General features: G+C 61.0%; 16 protein-coding genes and 1 tRNA gene. 3 read left to right on the forward strand and 14 right to left on the reverse strand.

The features are described 5' to 3' along the window. Positions 1–46: 46 nt before the first annotated feature. The 9 genes from GLP43_RS03175 to GLP43_RS03215 all read right to left on the reverse strand — a co-directional run bounded on the left by GLP43_RS03175 (position 47) and on the right by GLP43_RS03215 (position 9,166). Positions 47–817, reverse strand: coding sequence for a LamB/YcsF family protein (locus tag GLP43_RS03175; RefSeq protein WP_237278169.1), 771 nt, complete (start codon positions 815–817; stop codon positions 47–49). After that, the gene (locus tag GLP43_RS03180) at positions 818–1,846 is read right to left on the reverse strand and encodes a biotin-dependent carboxyltransferase family protein (protein ID WP_237278170.1); all 1,029 of its coding nucleotides are present in this window, start codon (positions 1,844–1,846) and stop codon (positions 818–820) included. Next, complete coding sequence (locus GLP43_RS03185) at positions 1,843–2,580, reverse strand: 5-oxoprolinase subunit B family protein (RefSeq protein WP_074636225.1); 738 nt, start codon at positions 2,578–2,580, stop codon at positions 1,843–1,845. The genes GLP43_RS03180 and GLP43_RS03185 overlap by 4 nt, the downstream gene beginning before the upstream one ends. After that, positions 2,577–3,887, reverse strand: coding sequence for a TRAP transporter large permease (locus GLP43_RS03190; protein ID WP_237278171.1), 1,311 nt, complete (start codon positions 3,885–3,887; stop codon positions 2,577–2,579). Before GLP43_RS03190 ends, GLP43_RS03185 begins: the two co-directional genes overlap by 4 nt. 4 nt (positions 3,888–3,891) lie before the next feature. Further along, positions 3,892–4,416, reverse strand: a complete 525-nt coding sequence (locus tag GLP43_RS03195) for a TRAP transporter small permease (protein WP_005850973.1) — start codon at positions 4,414–4,416, stop codon at positions 3,892–3,894. A 72-nt stretch (positions 4,417–4,488) separates the two neighbouring features. Then, positions 4,489–5,478 (reverse strand): TRAP transporter substrate-binding protein, encoded by a 990-nt coding sequence (locus GLP43_RS03200; RefSeq protein WP_237278172.1) that lies wholly within the window; start codon positions 5,476–5,478, stop codon positions 4,489–4,491. Positions 5,479–5,517: 39 nt separating this feature from the next. Continuing rightward, entirely contained in the window at positions 5,518–6,762 is a 1,245-nt protein-coding gene (locus GLP43_RS03205; RefSeq protein WP_237278173.1) for an NAD(P)/FAD-dependent oxidoreductase, read from the reverse strand. Positions 6,763–6,926: 164 nt separating this feature from the next. After that, positions 6,927–8,132, reverse strand: coding sequence for a winged helix-turn-helix domain-containing protein (locus tag GLP43_RS03210; RefSeq protein WP_237278174.1), 1,206 nt, complete (start codon positions 8,130–8,132; stop codon positions 6,927–6,929). Further along, entirely contained in the window at positions 8,129–9,166 is a 1,038-nt protein-coding gene (locus GLP43_RS03215; RefSeq protein ID WP_272903175.1) for a LacI family DNA-binding transcriptional regulator, read from the reverse strand. Before GLP43_RS03215 ends, GLP43_RS03210 begins: the two co-directional genes overlap by 4 nt. 156 nt (positions 9,167–9,322) lie before the next feature. Between GLP43_RS03215 and GLP43_RS03220 the strand changes: the two genes are divergently transcribed. The 3 genes from GLP43_RS03220 (at position 9,323) to GLP43_RS03230 (ending at position 11,087) form a co-directional block, all read left to right on the forward strand. Further along, positions 9,323–9,399, forward strand: a tRNA-Arg gene (locus GLP43_RS03220). Positions 9,400–9,705: 306 nt separating this feature from the next. Next, the gene (locus GLP43_RS03225) at positions 9,706–9,969 is read left to right on the forward strand and encodes a hypothetical protein (RefSeq protein WP_237278175.1); all 264 of its coding nucleotides are present in this window, start codon (positions 9,706–9,708) and stop codon (positions 9,967–9,969) included. Beyond that, positions 9,966–11,087, forward strand: coding sequence for a TauD/TfdA family dioxygenase (locus GLP43_RS03230; RefSeq protein WP_237278176.1), 1,122 nt, complete (start codon positions 9,966–9,968; stop codon positions 11,085–11,087). The genes GLP43_RS03225 and GLP43_RS03230 overlap by 4 nt, the downstream gene beginning before the upstream one ends. 62 nt (positions 11,088–11,149) lie before the next feature. Here GLP43_RS03230 and leuB read toward each other — a convergent pair whose 3' ends face one another. The 5 genes from leuB to leuC all read right to left on the reverse strand — a co-directional run bounded on the left by leuB (position 11,150) and on the right by leuC (position 16,512). Next, positions 11,150–12,256 carry a 3-isopropylmalate dehydrogenase gene (gene leuB, locus GLP43_RS03235; protein WP_237278177.1) on the reverse strand — a complete coding sequence of 369 codons (1,107 nt, stop codon included), beginning with the start codon at positions 12,254–12,256 and terminating at the stop codon, positions 11,150–11,152. 65 nt (positions 12,257–12,321) lie between these two features. Further along, on the reverse strand, positions 12,322–13,287 hold the full coding sequence (locus GLP43_RS03240; RefSeq protein WP_237278178.1) for an endonuclease/exonuclease/phosphatase family protein: 966 nt from the start codon (positions 13,285–13,287) through the stop codon (positions 12,322–12,324). 11 nt (positions 13,288–13,298) lie between these two features. Beyond that, a complete protein-coding gene (locus tag GLP43_RS03245; RefSeq protein ID WP_005851026.1) occupies positions 13,299–14,144 on the reverse strand; it encodes a hypothetical protein in 846 nt (281 codons plus the stop codon). A gap of 322 nt (positions 14,145–14,466) precedes the next feature. Continuing rightward, positions 14,467–15,072: a 3-isopropylmalate dehydratase small subunit gene (gene leuD, locus GLP43_RS03250; protein WP_237278179.1), complete on the reverse strand. Its 606-nt coding sequence runs from the start codon at positions 15,070–15,072 to the stop codon at positions 14,467–14,469. Positions 15,073–15,102: 30 nt separating this feature from the next. Next, the gene (gene leuC / locus GLP43_RS03255; protein WP_237278180.1) at positions 15,103–16,512 is read right to left on the reverse strand and encodes a 3-isopropylmalate dehydratase large subunit; all 1,410 of its coding nucleotides are present in this window, start codon (positions 16,510–16,512) and stop codon (positions 15,103–15,105) included. Positions 16,513–16,566 lie beyond the last annotated feature (54 nt).

A 16,566-nucleotide genomic window follows, 5' to 3' on the forward strand; every position in this document is an offset into this window, starting at 1 on the left:
CGCCCCTCGGGGCGCTGTTTTTCGTTTCAGGTGTTGGGTTTAGGGCTTAGCCCGTATGGCCTTCAAAACATTTCAGCGCGATCCCGGCTTCTTGCAGCGAGGATTTAACCGCACGGGCAATGTCGACGGCTTCGGGGGTGTCGCCGTGCAGACAGATGGTATCGATCGCGGCGGGAATTGTTTGGCCGCCCTCGGTCAGAATCGCACCGGCTTTGACCATTTTGACCATCCGTTCGCCCGCCAGTGCCGCATCGTGAATCACCGCACCGGGTTTAGAGCGGTCGACCAGCGTCGCGTCGTCGTTATAGGCGCGGTCGGCAAAGATCTCTCCGGCCCATTTACAGCCAAGCGATTGCACCGCGTCCTGCTGTGCCGTGGCGGCCAGCACCATGACGATCAGATCAGGCGCGACGCTTAGCGCGGCCTCATAAAGGTCACGGGCCAGCACCTCATCCTCGGACGCCATATTGGCGAGCGCGCCGTGCAGTTTCAGGTGGCGCACCGATGTGCCAAGGCTGCGCGCCATGCCGACACTGGCGGCGACCTGATAGCGGACCTGATTTTGCAGCGTGGCCCGTGGCACCAACATGCGGTTGCGGCCAAAACCGGCCAAATCCATGAAACCGGGGTGCGCGCCGATGCCGACGCCATTGTCACGCGCCAGCGCCATTGTGGCAGACATCACATCGGCGTCGCCCGCATGGCCGCCACAGGCGATGTTGGCAGAGCTTATGATTTGCAACAAAGCGGCATCATCGCCCATTTTCCACGGGCCAAAGCTTTCGCCCATATCGGCATTCAGATCGACGGTCGGCATTTAATGCTCCTCTTCAAAGGGGTTGTCGGTGGCAGAGATCGCGCCCCCCACCAGCTGATAGGCCAGCAGGTTGCGGATTTTGGCAGGGTCGCGGACCAGCGGTGTGACCTTCCCGCCAAGCGCCTTGATATCTTGGCGGTGCTGTGTCTCGAGCGTGATGGCCTGTTCCAGCGTGATGAATTCGAACCGGATCGCGGTACCCGATGCGGCTTGCGCCACGCGGGGCAGGTCGCGGGGAATCACGGTGCCGATGCGGGGATAGCCGCCGGTGGTCTGGCATTCGCCCATCAGCACGAAAGGTGCGCCGTCGCCGGTGATCTGGATGTCGCCGGGCACGATGACCTCGGACAGGATGGACAGGCCGCCCTCGGCGCTGAAGCCGGTGACGTCGTGGTCCATGCGCACGCCCATGCGGTTGGCACGCGGGTCGCGGGTAAAGGCGGTGGTTTCGAAGCGTTTGCGTTCATCAGCGGTAAAGTGGTCGGTCTGCATGCTGGCCACGACGCGCACGGTGCCGCCATCAAAACGACTGTCGCGGGGCAGTTGCAGCCCCGTTTCGCGCGACTTGTCCGCCGCAAGGGGTAGCGCGTCGCCCGCAGCAAGCGGCTGGCCCAGACCTGCGCTCAGGTGGCTGGCCCGCGCCCCCAGCAGTGTGTCAGAGGCGATGCCCCCGCCCACATGCAGATAGCCATAGGTGCCGCCCGTGGTGCCGCCAATGGTCAGCTTTGCCCCAGCGGGCAGCATGTGGCTGGCGTTCCAGACGATGGCATCCCCGTCGATGCTGGCGGCCATGGTGGCCCCTGTCAGGGCGATACGGATGTCGGCGTCGGCCGTGAAGGTCCCGCCGGTGCCTGTCATCTCTATCACGGCAAGCTCGGGCGATTGGCCAAGCAGGGCGGCCCCTTCGTAAAGCGCCACGGGATCGGCGGCACCGCCCTTGGTCAGCCCTTGGGCACGCCAACCGGGGCGGCCCATATCCTGTATCGTCAAAGCGGGGCCGGCTTGGGCAATGGTGAGGGTCGCAGTCATGCCAGCACCTCTGTCTCTGCGCCGCCCTGACCGGTTTCATCCGCCGCGGTGATCTTGTCATACTCGGCGCGCGATATGGAGGGAAAGCACAGCTCGTCCCCCGGTGAGAGGGCAAAGGGCGTGTCGCTGCGCGGGCGGAAGGTCTTGAACGCGGTCTGCCCGATGTGGCGCCAGCCGGTTGGGGAGGCATTGGTGAAGATAATCAGCTGCCGGATCGCCACGATCAACGCGCCGGCGGGGACGGATTTTGTCAGCCCCTGCTGGCGCGGAATATCCCAGTTCTGCGGCAGTTCGCCCATATAGGGCTGGCCGGGGGCAAAGCCGATGGTCAGCACCCGTACGCGCGCCTGCGACAGCTGTGCAATCGCCGCATCGGGGTCCAGCCCCGCAAGCTCTGCCGCTTCTTCCAGTTGCGGCGCAAGGTCGGTGCCATAGACCGTTGGCACATGCCACAGCGTCCGCCCTGTCGGCAGGTCCGAGGTGTACCAGTCGCGCGTTGCCAGCAGGTCGTGCAGCCGGTCCAGCAGGGTGTCCACCGAAGCCGCCACCAAATCGATCTGCAGGAAGGTGGATACAAGCGAGGTGCTCGTCTCTGTCACCTCGGGCCAGTCGGCGGCATCCACGGCGGCGCGAAACGACAGGGCGGCGCGGTTCGCGGGCTCCGACATCGTGTCGGCAAAACGCACCAGCACGCCGGACAGGCCAACGGTCTGGATCAGGGGGAAGTCGGTCATTGGGGCACCTGCCTTAGATTTTCGGGCAGCCAGGTCGCGATGTCGGGGAAGAAGATCAGGATAAAGACCATCACCACCATGATCAGGAACATCGGCAAGGCGGCTTTGGTAATATACCCCATCTCGTGATCCGTCATGCCTTGCAGCACGAACAGATTGAACCCGATCGGCGGCGTGATCTGCGCCATTTCAACGACGACCACAACAAAGATACCGAACCAGATCAAGTCGATCCCCGCACCGCGCACCATGGGTTCAACCACAGCCATCGTCAGTACGACCGACGAAATTCCATCAAGGAACATGCCCAGCACGATATAGAATACCAGCAGCGCCATCAGCAGTTGAAAGCGCGTCAGTTCAAGCGCTGCAATCCCGTCCGCCAGCGCACGCGGCAGGCCGGTAAAGCCCATCGACAGTTTAAGAAACGCCGCACCCGCAAGGATCAGCGCGATCATGGCAGAGGTGCGCATTGCCCCCATCAGGCTTTCCTGAAAGCTGGTCCAGTTCAGCGACCCCTGCATCAACGCCAGCGCCAGCGACCCCAGCACACCGATGGCCGCCGCCTCTGTCGCGGTGGCGTAGCCCAGATACATCGACCCGATCACCACCGAGATCAGCCCGAAGACCGGCAGCAGAAAGCGCGAGTTGCGCAGTTTGGCGGCAAAGCTCATCCCTGTCTCGACGCTGGGGTTCCAGTCCTTCGAGGTCAGCGCGATAAAGGCGACATAGGCCATGAACATCAGCGCCAGAATAAGCCCCGGCAGGACGCCGGCAAAGAACAGTTCGGTGATGCTTTCGTTCACGGTGACGCCATAGACGATCAGCGCGAGCGAGGGCGGGATCATCAGACCCAGCGTGGCGGCACCGGCCAGCGTGCCGATGATCATCTTTTCGGGATAGTTGCGCGCCCGCAGTTCGGGGATCGACATTTTACCCACGGTCGACAGCGTCGCGGCAGAAGACCCTGAAACGGCAGCAAAGACCGTGCAGCCGACGATATTGGTATGCACCAACCCGCCCGGCAATTTTGCCAGCCACGGCGACAGCCCTTTGAACATATCCTCGGATAGACGTGTCCTGAACAGAATTTCGCCCATCCAGATGAACAGCGGTAGTGCGGTCAGCGTCCACGAGCTGGACGAGGCCCAGATCGTCGTGACCATGGCATCGCCGACGGGGCGAGTGGTAAACAGCTCCATCCCGAACCAGGCGACGCCCATCAGCGCCAGACCAACCCAGACGCCGGTGCCCAGCAAGAACAGCAGCACAGTGATAAACAGAATGATCGCGTAAAGTTCCGTCACAGCGTCACTCCCCAAAACTTTGATCGACAAGATCGCGGGTGAGACGGTGTTCGCCTTTTACGATCAGATAGAGCAGGTTATCGGTCAGCGCGATGGCAAGGATGCCGCCGCCCACAACCATCACCGACTGCGGAATCCACAAGGATGTGGCGTCTTGCGACTGGCTGACTTCGTTGAACTTCCACGACCAGTAGACGAACCAATAGGCGTAGTAGGTGAAATACCACGCAATCGCCGCGGCAAGGCCGAAGCACCATATTTCAAGCAGCCGTTTCGGGCCTGCGGGCAGGGCGTTCAGCAGCACCGAAACGCGGATATGCGCGCCACGGTTCAGCGCGTTGGCAAAGGCGAGGAAGCTGGCGGCGGCCATCGCATAGCCGGCATAGCTTGCCGCACCGGGGAAAACCTCGCCGGTCCAGCGGGCAACCATCTGCACCACGATCAGCAGCAGGATCGCGACAAGACTGACGGCAGCCAGGGCACCAGATGCGAAATAGATGAAATCAAGCAGGCGTCGCAGGATGTTCATGGAAAAGGTCTCCGGATTGGCGGATCGAACGTCAAACGGCGGCACCTGTGAGGGGTGCCGCCGTTCGCTGATTTACTGCATGGATTTGTAGCTATCGACGATCGCCTGACCGTCCTCGCCTGCATTCTCCAGCCATTCGGAGGTCATGGTGCCGCCAATATCGCGCAGGCCGGACATCAGATCTTCGCTGGCGGGTTCCACGGTCATGCCGCCTTCGCGCAGCCCGTCATAGGTGAACTGCGTATAATCCTTGGAGGCTTGCAGCCCGCGCGTTTCCGCATCGCTGGCACAGGTGGTGATGATCGCCTTGTTCTCGTCCGAGACATCGTTCCACACGTCGTTGTTTACCATGATGTAGTTGCGCGGCAGCCAGGCGTCGACCTCGTAGAAATGGGTCAGGCTTTCCCAGACTTTCTGGTCATAGCCGGTCGCACCGGACGAGATCATGGATTCCGCAACGCCAGTGGCGAAAGCCTGGCTCAGCTCGGCGGCTTCGATGGTGACGGGCAGCATGCCGGTCAGCTCTGCCAGACGGCTGGTGGCGTTGTTATAGGACCGGAACTTGACGCCCTTCATGTCCTCGATCGTCTTGACCTCTTTCTTGAAGTACAGGCCCTGTGGCGGCCATGGCACGTTATAAAGCAGCGTCAGGTTCTGCTCTGCCAGCAGCTCTTCGATCTTGGGTTTCGCGGCTTGCCACAGCTTGTCGGACGCCTCGAAGGACGGCGCGAGGAAGGGGATGGAATCAAAGCCGAAGATCGCGTTTTCATTCTGGTGCCCCGACAGGATGCGTTCGCCCAGCTGGACCTGACCGGTCTGGATCGCGCGTTTGATGTCGGCACCCGCGATCAGCGACCCGCCGGGGTGCACGGTGATCTCGATCTCGCCCGCGGTGCCTTCGGTCACGCAGTTAGCGAATTCAACGCCGTTCTCGGAATGGAAGTTCGACGCCGAATAGGCCATCGGCATGTCCCATTTCTCAGCCGCGAAAGCGGGCAGTGCGGTGGTGACCGTCAGGGCGGCGGTCGCGACGCCTGTCATCAATGTGGTGGTCCGTTTCATGTGGTTCTCTCCTAGTTGGTATGTCTTTGGCTTGCGGGGTTAGCCCCTGCTAAACCGTTGCGGTGCATAGGGCTGCAGGTCGGTGTTGACGGGTTGCCCCATAACCAATCCTGCGACGAGGCGGCCTGTTTTGGGCCCGCCTGTCAACCCGATGTGGTGATGCCCAAAGGCGGTAAAGACCCGGCTTGTGCCAACCTGTCCGATCAGGGGCAGGCTGTCGCTGGGGGCAGGTCTGTGCCCCAGCCATTCGATTTCGCGCGTGGCCCGAAGCTGTGGAAAGGCGGCCTTGGCCTGTCGCCGCAGCAGCGCCAGCGGTGCCTTGGACGGGGCTGCGTCAAGCCCGCCGAATTCCAGAATACCCGCGCAGCGTAGGCCCTGCGCCATGGGGGTGGCAACGAATTTCCCGCTGGCGATCATCACGGGGCGCGCGGGCCCGCCCGTCGCCCCCTCGAATATCACATGATAGCCGCGTTCGCTTTCCAGCGGGACGTTCAGCCCCAGCTTGGCCATCAGCGGTTTCGACCAGACGCCGGTGGCCAGCACGATATCGTCACAGGCCACGCGGCCTTGGGTCGTCTCGACCCCGGAAATCGCGCCGTCGGACAGGTCGAAATCCTTGACCTCGGCCTGCAGGATCGTGCCGCCGCGTTGTTCGAACGCCCGCGCCAGCGCGCTGACATAGCCGCCGGGATCGCGGATAAAGCCGTGGTTCTTCATAATGGCAAGTAGGTGAATATCCGTCCCGAGCGTGGGTTCATACTCGTGTATCTGCGGCCCCTCGATCAGTTCTGGCGCGAACCCCGCCTCCGCCCGCAGCGCCCAGGTGTAGGCTTCGGCGTCAAACGCGGCGCGGTTGCGATAGGCGAAAACATAATCGCTGTCACTTACCCAGTCGGACAGGCCCAGATCGGCGGTCAGGCTTTTGTGTTGGTCCACACTGTCACTGACAATAGGCGCGAGCCCCTGCGCAATCCGGCGGGTGTCGCGGTCGTTCGCGACCCGCAGATACTTTGCCAGCCAAGGCAGCAGACGCGGCAGATAGGGCAGGCGCAGATAAAGCGGCACATCCGGGTTCAGCAGCATCGCGGGGGCTTTGGCGATCAGGCCGGGGGCGGTGACGGGTGCCACCGCGCAGGCCGCCAGCACGCCCGCGTTCCCATGTGACGTGCCTGTCCCCGGGGCCGCGCGGTCAATGATTGTGACCTGCGCGCCTGCGCGTTGCAGCCAGATCGCCGATGACACACCGACGATCCCCGCCCCCACGACGATCACATGGCGCGTCATGGGCGACCCTTGGGATGAAAGCAAAGACGGTTCGACATGGTTCTTGATTCCTTTCCGCTCACTTTGGCAGGGAAAAGCAATACGTCAACAAAATGTTTACAAATTGTCATCGTCGCCGCGTGCGTAGGCATGTACCGCCAATTCGTTCATCGAAACGGGGTGGGTTAACGAAGCCAGCCGTCTTCGAAAGCGATCTGACTGACGCCTGCCAGACGGGTGATGCGGGCCAGCTCTGCCTCGAAAGCGGCCTGTTTGCCTTTGCCCCAACGGCTGCCCGGCTCAGGCCAAAGCGCGCGCACAACCAGCGTATCGCGGTCACGGTGCGCTTTCATATCCACCCGCGCAATGATGCTGTCGCCCTGCAGGATCGGAAAAACATAATAGCCATAGACCCGTTTGGGCGCGGGCACGAACATCTCTATCCGGTAGCGGAAGCCGAACAGACGTTCGGCGCGTTTGCGATCGCGCAAGGCCGGGTCAAAGGGGCTCAGTACCCGTAGCCGTGCGGTCTGAGCCATGTCTATCGCGGGGTCGCTTGCCAAACCGGGACGGGCAAAGCTGCGATGGACTGTGCCGTCGGCACCCGCGATCTGCACCTGCTCCACGCGTCCGGCGGCCTGTTCCCGCTGGACCCATGCCTTCGCCTCTGCCGGAGAGATATGCGCCCAGAATGCCGCCAGCTCCCCCGGTGTGGCAAAGCCCAGACGATCCAGCGCGCCGTTGCAACACCAATCGATGGTCTGGGCCTCATCCGGTGCCTGCGACGGGTCGCATAGCGCCGCGTCGATCACCCGCTCTGTCAGGTCATAGCGTTTCTGGAAACCGTCCCGCCCCACGACGCAAAGCGCCCCTGCGCGCCACAGATACTCCAGCGCGGTTTTGGAGGGATGCCAATCCCACCACCCGCCGTTTGATCGCGGTTCATCCTGCCCGACATCAGACGACGACACCGGCCCCTGTTCGCGGACCTGGTCCAGCACGGACTGGAACCGCCCCTCGAAATCATGTTGGTGCCAGTCCTTATACCGCTGGCGCAGCATCTGCGCGTCCCGCTGGCGGCGCAATTCCCAATGGGGGTAGTATCCCATCGGGATCACCGCGGCGTCATGGGTCCAGTGTTCAAACAGCGCCCCATCGCGTTCATATAAGGTCTTCAACGCTTGCGGGCGATAGCGTTGGCGGCGCGAAAACAGGATCAGATCATGCGCCCGCGCCACGGTATTGATGCTGTCCAACTGCACAAAGCCCAGGCCCTGGATCAGTTGCAACAGGTCGTTCCCGCTGGCGGGCCCCTGGGGTGCATCGCTCAGCAGATGGCGATTTAGAAAGACGCGACGGGCGTCGCGGTTGCCGATCAGCGGCAGGGTCATACCTTGCGGTTGCGGCGCAGCGTGTCCCCCAGCGACAGGGTCGGTGTCAGGGTAATCTGCGTTTGCAGGTCGGGGTCCGGTTCATCCAATGTATCGTTCAAAATGATACGCGCCGCGGCCTGTCCGATCTCGAGCCGACAGGCGTCCATCGTGGCAAGCTGACGGGGCAAGCCCTGTAGCAGTTCGACGTTGTTGAAACCGGCAAGGCCGATCTGGCCCGGAATATCGATGCCCTGATCGATCAGATACAGCAATCCGCCCGCGCCGATCATGTCGTTTGAATAATACAGGAAATCCAGCTCGGGCGACCGTTCCAGCATGTCCTGCGTCATCTCGCGCCCCTTGGCCAGCGCAGAACCGCCGGAGTAGAACGCGCGGTCCTCGATCTCTATCCCGGCTTTGGCAAGCCCTTCGGTAAACCCTTCGAACCGTTTGCGGGCGCGGTGGTCAAGCGGCATCTTGGTGCCCATGAAACCGATGTGTTCATAGCCTTCCTTGAGGATCGCCTTGGCCATTTCCTGCCCCGCACGGCGGTGCGAAATCCCGACCATCGCATCAATCGGACGCCCGTCCACGTCCATGATCTCGACCACGGGGATGCCCGCGTTCTTGAGCATGGCACGCGTCGCCTCGGAATGTTCCAGTCCCGCGATGATCACGCCCGAAGGCCGCCAGGACAGCATTTCGTACAAAACGCGCTCTTCCTTTTCGGGCATATAGTCGGTGACGCCCACGACCGGCTGCAGCGGCGTGTCTTCAAGCACCTGATTGACGCCGTTCAGCACCTCGGGAAAGACCATGTTCGACAGCGACGGGATAATGACCGCGACAAGGTTCACCCGTTGCGACGCAAGAGATCCGGCAATCTGGTTGGGCACATACCCCAGCTCTTTCGCCGCAGCCAGCACCCGCCGCCGCGTCGCTTCGGACACGTCACCGCGTTTTCGCAGAACCCGGCTGACCGTCATTTCCGACACCCCGCAGGCATCGGATACATCACGAAGGGTCAACGGGCGTTTCGGAGGCTGTGTCAAAGGCGCTTGTCCTGCTTGAAAGTGGTATTCTATCAACAGCGTAGTGCGTCGGTCGGGCGCAGGCAATCACCATATCAAGCCCCCCGCTACAGCGTTGCCGCACCACCCCGCAGTGTGACTGGATCACCACCCCGTTTTGCGCTAAGCCAACCCCGTGGCCCCGTGGCTCAACTGGATAGAGCAGCCCCCTCCTAAGGGGCAGGTTGCAGGTTCGAATCCTGCCGGGGTCACCATTTATATCAATGGTGCACGTTTTCTCCGTGTCCTCGGGTATTGTCCTTCTCGCATCAAGCTCGGACGACAGCGGTCGCGGGGGCCGTTATTAGGTCTGAAAAGGCGCTGGTGTAATTTAGCGCATGCTATCGATCTTATGCCGCTCATGTTGATCTTGGTCATGCGGAAGGCGCTATGCTTGGCCAGATGAGTCAGCAAGATGCGGGCGGATACTGCTCGGGTCGACGAGACAGTCAATTGACCGCAGCAGGTGGCATTGGGCACATGATCGCCGATCCCCTGACATTCACCAACAAATTGCATCAGTGGCAAAGACCAGATCAGAAAACGGTTCTTCACTACAGTTCGCCTCACTTCTCATTTTCTTTACCGCGGTGAAAGTTGGCTTGCCGTATATGCTAGGGCAGCTTACCGTCGTGCCTTATGATGACGGGACGTTCAAGTTTGGTGCTGGAGTGGCGCGCGATGGGTGCGCCATTTGGCAAGACGCAGGAGTGGTGGCCGCCGCCCTGCTGTTGATCTTTGCGATCAACTTTAAAAGCCATCAAAACGAACTGGATAAAACATGACGATCCGCGACCTTACGGTCCGTGCCGACACGCTTGCCGTGACTTGGACGGATATGACCACCACAGATTTCCCAATCATCTGGTTGCGCGACAACTGCCCTTCTGGATTGCACCCCCAGACCCACGAACGCCTTTTGGACTTACTTTCGCTTGAGGATGCGCCCGTGCTGTCGTCCGCAGAGTTTGACGGCGATGAAGTTCATCTAAGCTACGAAGATGGACATATCAGCCAACTGCCATCCTCACTTTTATCGCAGCACCGCCCTGGCCAACGCGCCGCTGATCCTGCCGCAATCGAAGCGCGGCTTTGGCGGTCAGAGCACAGCGTCGCTCGGTATCCGGCCTCACCCATCATGGAGGACGACACCGCGCTTGAGACATGGATGAAGGTCACCGCTGCTGACGGTCTTAGCATCGTTGAAAACCTTGACGACCGGACAAGCGCAGGCGTTGATGTCGCGGAACGGATCGATTTCCTGCGGAAAACCAACTTTGGCACTACGTTTGAAGTGATCAACAAGCCTGATCCCAACAACCTGGCATATACGTCAGTCGCACTGCCATTGCATACAGATTTGCCAAACCAAGAGGTGCCACCCGGCTATCAGTTCCTACATTGCCTCGCCAACGAGGCGACGGGAGGCGGATCATTGTTTGCTGACGGATTTGCAATGGCAGAAGATTTGCGCACTGAAAATCCCGAGGCGTTCGAACTGCTTTGTGATGTCGCAATCCCGTTCCGGTTTCATGATGGCGATGCAGATATCTTGGTCTATAAACCGGTGATCACACTGGGCGCTGCGGGTGACGTGATCGAAATACGCTATAACGCGCACCTTGCAGGCGTCTTTGATATGCCGGCGGATATTATGCCTGCCTATTACCGTGCTTATCGCGCTTATATGTCCAAGACCCGTGACCCTAAATACCGCATCACGTTAAAGCTGAAGGCAGGTGAAATGGTTGTCTTTGACAATCGCCGTGTCCTTCATGGACGAGACTCCTTTGATCCATCTACGGGGTTTCGTCATCTCCACGGTTGCTACGTAGATCGTGGGGAATTTGCCTCTAGATTGCGTTTGCTATCGGGGCGGGCGAGGGCAACCAAAGCGGCTTGACCTGTGCCACAGCTCAAGGGGATCAGCCCCGCCGGTCATCCGGCAGGGCTGCGCTTTTTGTCTTACAGGCTCGCGTCCAGGGCGGCGAGGATCGCGTCGCCCATTTCGGAGGTCGAGATAGGAGAGCCGCCTTCGGGGCCCATCAGATCCGCGGTGCGTGCCCCATCGGCGAGCACTTTTTCAACGGCTTTTTCCAGACGCGCGGCTTCATCGCCTTGGTCGAAGGAATAGCGCAGCGCCATGGCAAAGCTGAGGATACAGGCGATGGGGTTCGCCTTGCCTTGACCCGCGATATCGGGGGCGGAGCCGTGGACGGGCTCGTACAGCGCTTTGGGGCGGCCATCAGCATTTGGCGCACCCAGCGAGGCAGAGGGCAGCATCCCCAGCGAGCCTGTCAGCATCGCGGCACAGTCGGACAGAATGTCGCCGAACAGGTTGTCGGTGACGATCACGTCGAACTGCTTGGGCGCGCGCACCAGTTGCATCGCGCCGTTGTCGGCGTACATGTGGGACAGCTCGACATCGGGGTAGTCTTCGTCATGCACTTTCTGCACGACTTCGCGCCACAGGATGCCGCTTTCCATGACGTTGGCTTTCTCCATCGAGCAGACTTTGTTGCCCCGACGACGCGCCAGTTCAAAGGCTGACCGTGCGACACGGTCGATCTCGGATTCGGTGTAGCGCTGTGTGTTGATGCCAACGCGTTCGTTGCCTTCCTCGAAAATCCCGCGCGGTTCGCCAAAGTAGACACCCGATGTCAACTCGCGCACGATCATGATGTCGAGCCCGGCAACGAGGCCTTTCTTCAGCGAGGAGAAATCCGCCAGCGCATCAAAACACTGTGCCGGACGCAGGTTCGAAAACAGGTCCATTTCCTTGCGCAGGCGCAGCAGGCCGCGTTCGGGTTTGACGCTGAAATCAAGCTCGTCGTATTTCGGCCCGCCAACGGCACCCAGCAGAACAGCATCCGCCGCCAGCGCTTTGGCCATCGTGTCGTCATGTAGGGGGGTGCCGTGTTTGTCATAGGCGGCACCGCCGACCAGATCGTGATCCACGTCGAAGGCCAGATCGCGCTTGTCGCCAAACCAGTCGATGATGCGAACAACCTGGCCCATGACCTCGGGGCCGATGCCGTCACCGGCGAGGATTAGCAATGTGGGGTTGGCCATGCGATGTCTCCTGAAAAATACGTTGATAGCGGGGTAGCGCGGGGAGGCAGAGGGGTCAAGAACGGCTAGCGGTCAAGATCGACCCAGACCACGCCATGGCGGCTGGCAGCAGGGTCGCGAGCCACACCAGTGGCCACGACGCGCCAGTCGGTTGAGGGCAGTAAATAGTCGACGCGCATATCGCCCAAACCGTCGAAGGTGACGGTGGGCTGACCCGCCAGCGGGTCTTGCAGCGCGGGGTGATCCAGCAGCGTCTGGATCGCGGCGCGCAGCCCTTCGCCTTTCGCCGGATCAAGATTTGCATCCCCCAGCAGGATAAAACGGTCTGTTGGCGGCGGGCCGAAGGTGCCTGCCAGATAGTGGTCCCAGAACAGGATCTCATCATGGTTGCGTTTGCCGTTGCGGTCCTCTGGTCCGTCGAACACAGGGGGCGTGGCATAGAAGGTCAGCAGGGTCAGGGGGGCTTGGTCAGGGATGTCGAGCGGCACGACCCATGCCCCGTGCGAGGCAAGACGCTGGACTTCTTGCGCCGCGGCAGAGGGGAAGGGGCCATTAGCCGTCTGCGGCAGCAGCGCATCGGGCAGGTCACGCCACAGAAAATCGCTGTAATCCTGAACGTCGGTGTGTCGCGCGGGATAGCGCGACAGGATCGCCATCGCGCCCGCACCGAAGAAGCGGCCATAGCCCTGACCATCGCGCGCGCCGCCCGTTTTACCGTCGCCGTCCATATCCAAACCCGTAGGCCGTCCCGCATTCGGAGGCAGCGCGAAACGGTAGGGGTAGCTGGGGCCAGCCTCGCCAAGCCTGTCCGCCAAAGCGCCAAGCGTTGTGCCGCCAAGATCGTAATCCACCCCCTGCAGCACGATGATATCGGCGGCAACATCCGCCAGCAGACGCGTCACAGCGGTAACCTGCGGGTCCGCCCCTTTGGCAATGTCGCGCAGCAGCAGACCCGGTCCGGCCCGCGATAATTCGGTGTTGAAGGTGGCGATGCGCAGGGGCTCTGCGACCGCGGGGGGGGCGGCCAGCAAGACGCCTGCGATCAGGCTGGCTGCAAGCCGTGATCTTTCTCCGCCTCGTCGGCATAGGCGCGACGGCGTTTCTCTTCGATCATCTCGGCGATCTTGCCCATGGCAATGCCGCGCATGATGATGCTGGCAGGAAGGAAGGCCCATGCGGCGACTGTCCAGATCTGGGTATGCGGGTTCTGTAATGTAATCGGGTCTAGCAGATCGGCCGCCGCTTTGACTACTGCGGGGATCAGGAAGGGCAGAAGGAAGCCAAGCGCGATATTGATGCGCGCGTCCCGTTGCAGACGATAGATGACATCGCCGCCCGCGGTCGGGTCGAACAGCGGCAGGTTCACCCAGACGTTAAAGGCCCCCTGACGCACCGGCCAATTCATGATGCGCACCAGCACCAGAAACGCCCCCATCGAGATCAGCGAGATCAGATAGGCCATGCCCGCGGACGTACGTACCGATGTCACCAGCGCGTCGCTGGCGCTTTCGGGTAGCATCAGGACAATCATGCGCACCGGCGAAAAGGGGAAATCCATCGCATTGCCAAGGATCGTCCCGATAGAGGTCATGGCACCGCCCAGAACCGAGGGGCTGACCTTTTGCTTCAGGATCAACGTCAGCAGGATGATGGTGACCAGCAAGCAGACATAGCGCAGCCGGTTGAAGGGGGCCGCGTCGCGGAATTCGATGATGCTGGGGAAGTTCGAGTTGTATTCGATGAACGTCAGAAAGCAGGCGATCAGCGCCACCAGCATTGTGATCTGGCTGGAATCGTTCAACGCATCGGGTAACATGAGGGCGGGCGTTGCAATCAACAATGCCACCAGAATGCCACGCGCTGCCGCGCCGGATATACGTGCAATCACAAAACTACCCTTCCAAACTGGCCAGCCACGATTCTTTGCCGCGTGCTTGTTCCAACTTGATGCCCTCGGGTGTCGAAGGCCTGCCTCAGAATTGCCTCAATTGTGTCTTCTTTCGCCACATTCCTCAAGCCCGTTCCTGACGATGGGCGCGGATCTGAGACATTTTGAGCGCAGGTGTGGTGCGATATTGCATCATAGCTGCGGCGAAAATGACGCAACCCGCGGTCTGTTGTGGGCAACAAAGCGGTGCCCACAACCATGTATAGAACTCAACCCGTGGTTAGGTCAAGCGCGCCAGCCCGTCGGGCCGGGCCCGTGAGGGTCAGACCCAGGGGCGTGCCTGTGCAGCGGCAGATTCGAAGCTGTCGATAGAGGCCGCTTTTTCCAGCGTCAGACCAATATCGTCGAGCCCGTTCATCAGGCAGTGCTTCTTGAACGCGTCAACCTGGAAGCTGATGACTTCGCCGTCAGAGCTGGTGATCGTCTGCGCCTCAAGATCCACTTCGATCCGCGCGTTAGAGCCTTTTTCGGCGTCTTTCATCAACAGGTCCACCTGCTCTTGCGGCAGGGCGATCGGCAGGATGCCGTTCTTAAAACAGTTGTTGTAGAAGATGTCCGCAAAGCTGGGCGCGATGACACAGGTGATGCCGAAATCGGCGATGGCCCAAGGCGCGTGTTCCCGCGAAGAACCACATCCGAAGTTATCGCCCGCTACAAGAATCTGCGCGTCACGGTATTGCGGTTTGTTGAGCACGAATTCCGGTACTTCGTTGCCGTCGCGGTCATAGCGCATCTCGTCAAACAGGTTCACGCCAAGGCCCGACCGTTTGATCGTTTTCAGGAACTGCTTGGGGATGATCATATCGGTGTCGATATTCACCATCGGCATGGGGGCCGCGATCCCGGAAAGCTTGTCGAATTTGTTCATGGTTTTGTTGTCCTTTGATCTGCTGGCCGCTTACGCGTCGAGCTTGCGGATATCGGTCAAACGTCCGGTAAGAGCGGCAGCGGCAGCCATCGCGGGGGACATCAAATGGGTGCGCCCCTTAAAGCCCTGACGGCCTTCGAAGTTGCGGTTCGAAGTCGATGCGCAGCGTTCGCCCGGTGCCAGTTGGTCGGGGTTCATCGCCAAACACATGGAGCACCCCGCAAGGCGCCATTCGAAACCGGCATCCTTGAAGATATCGGCAAGCCCTTCTTCCTCGGCCTGCGCCCGCACAAGGCCAGAGCCCGGAACGATCATGGCGCGCATGCCTTCCTTGATCTTCTTGCCCTTCAGGACTGCCGCGGCAGCGCGCAGGTCTTCGATGCGGCCGTTGGTGCAAGACCCGATGAACACGGTGTCGATCTCGATATCGGTCAGCGCCATGCCTTCGGTCAGGCCCATGTATTCAATCGCGCGTTTCGCCGCGTCGACCTTGCCGCCGGTGTAGTCCGAAGCTGCCGGTACGGTGGCGGTGATCGGCAAAACGTCTTCGGGCGAGGTGCCCCAGGTGACGGCTGGCGCGATGTCTTCGCCCTTGATGGTGATGACCTTGTCCCAATGGGCGTCGTCGTCGGAATACAGCGTTTTCCACCAGTCCATTGCGGCTTCCCACTGGGCACCTTTGGGCGCGTGGGGGCGGCCTTTGCAGTATTCGAACGTCTTGTCGTCCGGCGCGATCAGGCCAGCGCGCGCGCCGCCCTCGATGGCCATGTTGCAGACGGTCATGCGGCCTTCCATCGACAGGTCACGGATCGCCTCGCCGCAATATTCGATAACATAGCCGGTGCCGCCCGCCGTGCCGGTTTCACCGATCACGGTCATGGTGATGTCCTTGGCGGTCACACCGGGGGAAAGTTTGCCGGTGATCTCGACCTTCATGTTCTTGGATTTCTTCTGGATCAGCGTTTGCGTCGCCAGCACGTGTTCCACCTCTGAGGTGCCGATCCCGTGGGCCAGCGAGCCGAAGGCCCCATGTGTCGCCGTGTGGCTGTCGCCGCAGACAACGGTCATGCCGGGCAGGGTCCAGCCCTGCTCGGGGCCGACGATGTGCACAATGCCCTGACGCACGTCAGACACGGGGTAGTAGTGCAGGCCGAATTCCTTGGCGTTTGTATCAAGGGCCGCAACCTGAACGCGGCTGTCTTCGGTCATCGTCGCGGCGTTGGCGCGGTCCAGCGTGGTCGGCACGTTGTGATCGGGCACAGCGATGGTCTGGTCAGGGCGGCGCACGGTGCGGCCCGTCATCCGCAGCCCTTCAAAGGCTTGCGGGCTGGTCACTTCGTGGACGAGGTGACGGTCGATGTACAGAAGGCAGGTGCCATCGTCGGCCTCGTGCGCGACATGGGCATCCCAGATTTTATCATAGAGCGTTTTGGGGGACATGTGGTCCTCTCCCGTATGTTATGTAAGCGAAGTATAGGGGTGTACGAAAGACGA

It is taken from the genome of Sulfitobacter sp. M39, assembly GCF_021735935.1.
In the GTDB taxonomy this organism is placed as follows: domain Bacteria; phylum Pseudomonadota; class Alphaproteobacteria; order Rhodobacterales; family Rhodobacteraceae; genus Sulfitobacter.

Coding starts and splice junctions, on each gene's coding strand:
- GLP43_RS03205 (WP_237278173.1), bottom strand. CDS start 6,762: ATGACGCGCCATGTGATCGTCGTGGGGGCGGGGATCGTCGGTGTGTCA.
- GLP43_RS03175 (WP_237278169.1), bottom strand. CDS start 817: ATGCCGACCGTCGATCTGAATGCCGATATGGGCGAAAGCTTTGGCCCG.
- GLP43_RS03230 (WP_237278176.1), top strand. CDS start 9,966: ATGACGATCCGCGACCTTACGGTCCGTGCCGACACGCTTGCCGTGACT.
- GLP43_RS03180 (WP_237278170.1), bottom strand. CDS start 1,846: ATGACTGCGACCCTCACCATTGCCCAAGCCGGCCCCGCTTTGACGATA.
- leuC (WP_237278180.1), bottom strand. CDS start 16,512: ATGTCCCCCAAAACGCTCTATGATAAAATCTGGGATGCCCATGTCGCG.
- GLP43_RS03210 (WP_237278174.1), bottom strand. CDS start 8,132: ATGACCCTGCCGCTGATCGGCAACCGCGACGCCCGTCGCGTCTTTCTA.
- GLP43_RS03200 (WP_237278172.1), bottom strand. CDS start 5,478: ATGAAACGGACCACCACATTGATGACAGGCGTCGCGACCGCCGCCCTG.
- leuD (WP_237278179.1), bottom strand. CDS start 15,072: ATGAACAAATTCGACAAGCTTTCCGGGATCGCGGCCCCCATGCCGATG.
- GLP43_RS03185 (WP_074636225.1), bottom strand. CDS start 2,580: ATGACCGACTTCCCCCTGATCCAGACCGTTGGCCTGTCCGGCGTGCTG.
- leuB (WP_237278177.1), bottom strand. CDS start 12,256: ATGGCCAACCCCACATTGCTAATCCTCGCCGGTGACGGCATCGGCCCC.
- GLP43_RS03195 (WP_005850973.1), bottom strand. CDS start 4,416: ATGAACATCCTGCGACGCCTGCTTGATTTCATCTATTTCGCATCTGGT.